General features: G+C 70.6%; 3 protein-coding genes. 1 reads left to right on the forward strand and 2 read right to left on the reverse strand.

Translation table 11 applies throughout. The features are described 5' to 3' along the window. Positions 1-109: 109 nt before the first annotated feature. Complete coding sequence (locus ACFWV8_RS22405) at positions 110-1078, reverse strand: hypothetical protein (RefSeq protein WP_384204996.1); 969 nt, start codon at positions 1076-1078, stop codon at positions 110-112. Between the two features lie 54 nt (positions 1079-1132). Beyond that, positions 1133-6493 carry a DUF6531 domain-containing protein gene (locus tag ACFWV8_RS22410; protein ID WP_384205001.1) on the reverse strand — a complete coding sequence of 1787 codons (5361 nt, stop codon included), beginning with the start codon at positions 6491-6493 and terminating at the stop codon, positions 1133-1135. 292 nt (positions 6494-6785) lie between these two features. On the opposite strand from ACFWV8_RS22410, the gene ACFWV8_RS22415 reads away from it, so the two are divergent. Next, a partial coding sequence (locus ACFWV8_RS22415; protein WP_384205006.1) for an ATP-binding cassette domain-containing protein occupies positions 6786-7063 on the forward strand: 278 nt, incomplete at its 3' end.

The following is a 7063-nucleotide window of genomic DNA, read 5'->3' on the forward strand; positions in this document are numbered from 1 at the left end:
TCCCCAGGGTCGGTTCGGTTCGGGAGGGACAGGAGTGGTGCTTTCGAACCCTGGTATTGAGTCGTGAACGGCCGTACAAGGGAAAGGGGTCGGGAGGTGGATTGTTCGCCTACTGCACAATGAGGCGGTGGGGATGGGAATGGTCGGCCGGGCACACAAAGAACATCAAGATACCTGAGCGGCCGACGGTGATCTGTGTGGGACGGTTCGCCTCGGGATCATCGACAATTCCCTGGTCCTCGACCGGCACCCAACTCCGGGTTCCGCCGTCCCACTCGCTGCTGTCGATGGTGAGGAGTAGTTCCAAAGGCTCTCCGCACGTGCACTGAAGGGGGCGATCCGGCGGGCCGGACAGATGCCAGGACGCGAATCCACCTACTTTCCAGCCCGGTGGGATGGAGAGGTCGTACTGGTAGCGGACGGCGATGTCGTCGTCGAAATCCTCCCGTTCCGCGAGACGCTCTTGCAGGTGCGGTGGGAGGAGTTCGCCGTACTGATGTTCAGTCACCCGCTCGGGGTGCGTCACGCACGGTTCGGGAACGTAGGACTCACTGCCGACCACTTCGGGTTCGGGTGCGTCCAGCCACGGTCCGTCTGTTCGCCTGCTGTCGCGCCAGTGGAGACGAACACCCGGGTTCCGTTCCTCGCCGTGGGTGTTGAACGGGCACCACAGGATCTGGAGGAGATCACACCCCGCGGGCGGCTTGAGATCCGGAACGTCTCGTGAGTACAGCTGGGCGAGAGCCATCAGGGGAATGGGGTCCGTATCGCCGAGCCAGGGCGCGTGACGGCCGCGGCGCAGTGATTTGAGGATGTCGCGTTCCTCGTCGGTCGGCCCCTGGCTTCCCTGTGGGCGTCCCCACGCCTCCGCCAGAATCCGTCGGCGACGACGCACATCGGCGGGTCGTTCCCCCGTACGCCGCTTGTGAGGTTCCCGGCACACGGGCCACGGCTCGCCCGCAGGCCACAGGAACGGCCCGCCGACCGAACTCTCCTCAACCGTCGGCGCGCCGGGACGTGGATGCAGACGTGTGCTGGTGCTCCGAAATTCAGCCATTTCGGGAAGGAGTTGCTCCACGTCGAGAGGACGCGGGGGGGTGTGCCGAGTCATTCGATTCCTCATCGAGAATGGTCAGAAGCGGGGCGTCCGTACACCCGCGGCCGGATTGTCCAAGAATCCACTGAGAGAGAATCCTTTATTTCCGAATGCTTTGAATTCGAGGCTGATCGGTATGGGGTTGCGTCCCTGATAGATCGGCGTGACATCGTATTGAACCACCTCTCCTTCTTTCACCGCCTTGGCGATCTCCTTCTCGATCATTTCGTACATATGTGGATGATTGGTTGGATGTTGTGTGAGTGTGACGAGATTGTGGCGTGCCAGCGGCCCCGTTCCCGGACCGCCGAGCGACCGTCCGAGCAGATGCCCCCGAGCTTCGTTGAAGCGGCTGCCATGGCCTCGCCAACCGCGCAGCCACATCGAACCGGGCTCCGTCCCCGTGTCCAGCATCTCTCTCCGGATCGACGCGGAGATACCTGTGGGGCGTCCGAGTGCGTCGAGCCGCCCGTATCTGACACTGCCGCCCCAGCCGTACTGCTCCGGCCGGTTCGCGTAGCGCGGCGCCAGCCCCAGTGGGTCGCACCACGTCAGCGGGTTGTGAACATACGCCGTCGGGTTCGGGGACGGGGCCAGGCCCAGAGGGTCCGGGGTCAGGTAGTGGGCGGTTTCGGGGTCGTAGTGGCGGTGGACGTTGTAGTGGTGGCCCGTTTCCAGGTCGTGGTACTGGCCCGGGAAGCGGAGCGGGGTGTACGCCGTTGTGTCGGGGGGCCAGGTCGTGGTGCCCCAGAGTGTTCGGCGGGACTGCCAGGCCGTGGTGCCCGATTCGTCGATCAGGTGGGTCGGGGTGCCGATCAGGTCCGTGACGATCGCGTGGAAGCGCGTGTCGATCTCCGACTGCGGGGCGTCCGCCGCCGGGGTGTAGCGGGTCGTCTGGGCCAGCGGGACCAGGGACGAGTCGTCGTGGTCCCAGGTGAGCGTCTGGGCGCCCGGCCACTCCGTGGACGTCGACGTCTCCTCGATCAGGGTGGCGTCCAGGTACGTGAAGCGCGTCTCTTCCGCCGTCGAACCATCAAGCGCCAGGCGCCGCTTGGACACCCGGCGGCCCAGCGCGTCGTACGTGTAGCGCCACGTCGTGCCGTCCGGCGTGGTCACCGCAGCGAGCTCGTCACGCGCGTTCCAGATGTAGCGCCAGTTGGCAGGCTTCCGGGAGAGGCGGGGCTTCTGGCGCAGGGTGGTGCGGCCCGCCGCGTCGTACTCGTACCGGACCGTGCCCGCCGTGCCCACGCGTGTGCCCGTGTAGGTGCGCGGGCCCGTCGACTCGGGGTACGCCAGGTCCGTCGGCCAGGCGGCGTCCGTTGGGTTGCCCGCCGAGTCGTAGGCGTACGACTCCGACCAGTCCGCCGCCGCCCGCACCTCGGTCACCCGGCCCGCCGGGTCCAGCGTGAAGCGCGCGTCGCCCGCGGCGAGAAGGTGGCCGTCCGGGCGCCAGGTGTACGTGCGCGCGGGGACGTCCGCGCCCGCGTACGACCGGGACCGCGGCCGGCCCGCCGGGTCCCATGCCTGCGTCAGCGACAGCGCCCCGCCCCAGTCGAGCCGGGTCTCGCGGCCCGCAGCGTCGCGCGTCACCGTCAACGGCCGCCCCGACGCGGTGAGTTCGGTGCGGTTGCCGGCGGCGTCGTACGCGTACGCGGTGACCGCGCCCGCCGGGGTCCGCCGCTCGGACAGCCGCCCCGCCGCGTCGTACGACAGACGCAGCACGCGCCCGTCCACCGACTCCGTCAGCAGGCGCCCGGCCGGGTCGTACGTACGCAGCAGTTCGGCGTCCGGCCCCGTCGCCCGTGCCAGGTCGCCGCCCGCCGTCCAGTCGAACGTGGTCACCTCGCCGCCCGCGTCCTGCGCGACGAGCCGGCCCAGCAGGTCGTAACGGTGGTCGGTGCGGACGCCCAACGGATCGACGCGCGAGGTGAGTTGACCCGTCGCGTCCAGCGAGTACATGACCGCACGGCCGTCGAAGTCCGTCTCCGACACCAGGTGGCCCGCCGCGTCGTACGCGTAACTCCACGTCAGGCCCTGCGGGTTGGTCACCGACGTCAGTCGGGTCGCGTCGTCGTGCGTGAAGGTGTGGCGCGCGCCGTCCGGGTCGGTGCGGGAGGTCAGCAGGTCGAAGTGGGTGTACTCGTGGTGCGTGACGCCGCCGTTGGCGTCCGTGTACGTGACGAGGTTGCCCTCGCCGTCGTACGTCCACGACTCCGCCGCGCCGTCCGGGGCCGTACGGCGCAGGAGCAGGCCCTCCGTGGACCACTCGAAGCGCGAGACCGCGCCCAGCGGGTCGGTGACGGACACGACCCGGCCGAACGCGTCACGCACCAGCCGCGTCGTCGCCCCCAGCGGATCCGTCGTCTCGACCGGCAGGCCCGCCGCGTCGCACCGCACGCGCGTGGTCGCGCCCAGCGGGTCGGTGATCGCGAGCGGGGCGCCCCGGCCGTCGTACAGCCAGCGGGTGGTGGCGCCCGTCGGGTCGGTGACCGAGGTGGGGTTGCCGTGCGCGTCGAACGTCTGGTGCCACACCTGCCCCGCCGGGTCCGTGATCCGTACCGGCCTGCCGTCGGCGTCGAGTTCGGCCGCGATCGAGCTGCCGTCCGGGCGCAGTACGCCGGTGAGATGGCCGTGCCCGTCGTACGTGAACTCCGTGGTGCGGCCCAGCGCGTCCGTCCCGGCGGTGGGCCGGCCGGCCGCGTCGTAGGACGTGCGCGTCACCGCGCCGTTCGCGTCGATCTCTCCGACGACGAGACGGCGTTCGTCGACCAGGTAGCGGGTGGTGGTGCCGTCGGGCGCGGTGAGGGTGGTGAGCGTGAGGCCGGGGAAGGCTGGGTCGGATTCGCCGTACGTGAAGCGGAAGCTGTAGTGGCCGCCCTCGCCGCCTTCCGCCACCACCCGGTCGTCGTCGGGGCCGCCGTACACGTACGCGTACGAGCGGTTGTTGGTGTCCGTCCACGACGTCACCCGGCCCGCCTCGTCGTACGTGAAACGCAAGGGGAGGCCGGAGGAGTTGTACGTCCGCTCCAGCCGGCCCTCCGGTCCGTACTCGTACGCCATGACGCGCACATCGCCGGCGGGCCCGCCCAGCCACAGGGCGGTGATCCGTTCGCCGTGCGTCGTCAGGCGCAGCACATAACCGCCGCTGTGCGCGATCTCGACCGGCGCGCCCGCCGCGTCGTACGTGAACGCGATCCGGTTGCCGTGCCGGTCGGTGACCGTACGCAGCAGGGCCGTGCCGCTGTCGCCGTGCGCGGTGAAGGTGCGCACCTGCCCGGCCTCCGGGTCGGTGACGGTGTACGAGCCGTTGGCGGCCCGCGCGAGCGGCCACCGTGCGCGCCCGGCGACCTCCTCCGGCAGCACCGCGCCGCCGCCCGCCACCGGGTGCGGGTACGCGAGGAGCGAGCCGTCCTCGGTGAAGAAGACCGCGCCCTCGTCGTCGAACTCCAGCCGCTGGTCCGCCGTCGACGCCCACGTCGGACCGAACCAACGGCCGCCCCGGTAACCGGAGTCCACCCGTCGCGAGAACACCAGCGGCAGCACACCTGGCAGTTCCACATCCGTCAGCGGCAGGAACATCCGGCCCGTCGCCATATCGACGGGGTCCGTCCGGCCGTGCCTGACCTCGTCCGCACGACGGGTGAACCGGCCCCGGCCGCTCCGCAGCGCGTTCCGCGCCCACGCCAGCGCGCCCCGGCCGGCCAGCCGCGCCCCCACCTGGGCCGCCACCCGCGCCGCCACCGGGGCCAGGACCCGGCCCGCCGCCATTGCCAGGAGCTCTGGGAGCAGGGCGCTCAGGCCGCCCGTGGCGAGGCCCAGGGGGAGGGCGAATGGGAGGGCGAACATCAGGAGGGTGAGGATCAGGGCCGGGGCCACGTCCAGGAACTTCTCCAGGACGAACGAGACGATCAGGTGGTCGGGCAGGACCTTGTCGTACTCGGCTATCGCGCCCGCGCGCGACAGCAGGAGCAGGCCCGCGCACAGGCCGCCCGCGACCACCGCCACCCGCAGCAGCGCGGCGGCGTACGGCTCCGCCGGGGGGAGGGCGCGCATACGGGGGAGGGACCGCCAGGTCATGACGAGGCGGAACGCGGCCAGCAGCAGGGCCGCCAGACCGCAGCCCACGAGCAGCCGCCAGCCCTGGCCCTCGGTGAAGAACTCCTCCAGGGCCTCCGTGCCCTCGAAGGCGAAGGTGGCCGCGAGGAGGGCGGACGGGATCAGCAGCAGGAGGCCAAGGACGAGGAGGACCTTCTCCCACCAGGGCAGCCGGCCGGCCCCGCGGGCACGGAGCCGGCGCCAGGCCTCGCGTACGGAGAGGCCCTGCCAGGCCGACGGGTCCGAGGTGGCGTCCAACTCGGCCGTGAGGGTGGTGAGTTCGTCCCGCAGCGCCGTGACGTGGTCCGGGCGGGCGCGGGGGTGGGTGGTGACATGGAAGAGGGTCCGGCGCCTGCGGGCATACCGGAGGGCGATGAACGTGGTCCACGGGGCCCGCAGCAACGCGTAGTTCAGCAGCGGCGCACCCCCGCCGGCGCCCGAGGCCGCGCCCTCCCGCTCCGTCCTCAGCCACACCCCCGGCTCCCGGGACCGGCCGGCCCGGCGCGTACGTACGTCCCACACCACCGCCACCACCAGGCAGCCAAGTACCAGCCAGAGCCCGCTCGCGACGATCCGGTCGTACCACTCGCGCGGCGCCCCGCTCGGGTTGCGCATCGCGGCGATGTAGTTGACCGCCGTGTGCAGGCCGATGGCCGCGAGGAGGGGCAGCAGCCCCGCCACCCGTACCCACCAGCGGTGCCCGCACACGACCAGACCGACGGACAGACCGCCCAGGGCCGACCAGACGACGTGGTTGTCCACCGGCACGGTCACGGTGGCGGTGCCCAGCTCCAGGGAGCCCATGGCCCCCGGCAGCCAGTGCCCCAGCAGCTCGGGAAAGCCGGAGACGAAGGGCACCGTGAACAACCGCGTCCCGACCGACCAGCCGCCCGCCGACTCGATGGGGCGAACCTGTACATCCGGTGCGAATGCGAATTGCAGGACTGTCTCAAGCAGGCCGAACCCCGCGCCCACCGCGGCGCCCAGCACCACGAAGTCCGTCAGGCCCCACTGGACCCGGCCGCGCAGCGCCCAGGCGGCGAGCGCGAGGGGTGCGATCTTGAGCAGTTCCTCGGCCGTCGGGGCCGTCGTCCACATGACGGTGTCCATGACCGTCCGCATCGACGTCTCGTCGGCGGCGGCCACTTGGCGGGTGACGACCGTCTCGATCAGGACCGAGAAGACGCCGCAGCCGTACGCCCCGACGCCGAAGGCCAGCAGGACGGTCGGCCAGCCGACCGTACGGGCCGGCCATGACATCAGCAGCAGTTGCAGCACACACCACAAAGACGCGGCAGCCATCCAGAACGCCACAAACCCCACCCCGTATATTTGCTTTAGTGAATTGAACCTAAGGGGGAGGTCGGTGCATGTCAACAGGGCATCGGCCGCACATCGGAACCTGCCTCGCGGCTGGCCGGGACCTGTCCCATCGCACGCCGAGACCTGCCCACCCCGTCCCCGGGGGGTGACCTCAGGCGGCAGGTGTATTCAGCGACACCCGGGATTCGGGCTGTACGCCCAATGTGATCGAAGTCCGTCGTCCGTAGCGTCTTACTCGTGGCACAGAGGGTGCCCGACGGAAGGAACGATCATGATGCGTCGCAAGAGCAAGAGCAGCCCGACCCGGAGCGCCGAAGCTCTTCGTCTGGCGAACGTGACCAAGGTCTACGGGGCGGCCGAGAACGCCGTGACCGCCCTCGACGGTGTGTCGCTGAGTCTTCCCGCCGGTTCTTTCACCGCCGTCATGGGGCCCTCCGGCTCCGGCAAGTCGACCCTCCTCCAGTGCGCGGCGGGTCTCGACCGTCCCGACAGCGGGCGGGTCATGGTCGACGGCGAGGAGATGACGGGCGGCAGCGAGGCGGCGCTTAC

The organism is Streptomyces sp. NPDC058665 (assembly GCF_042714995.1).
Classification (GTDB): Bacteria; Actinomycetota; Actinomycetes; order Streptomycetales; family Streptomycetaceae; genus Streptomyces.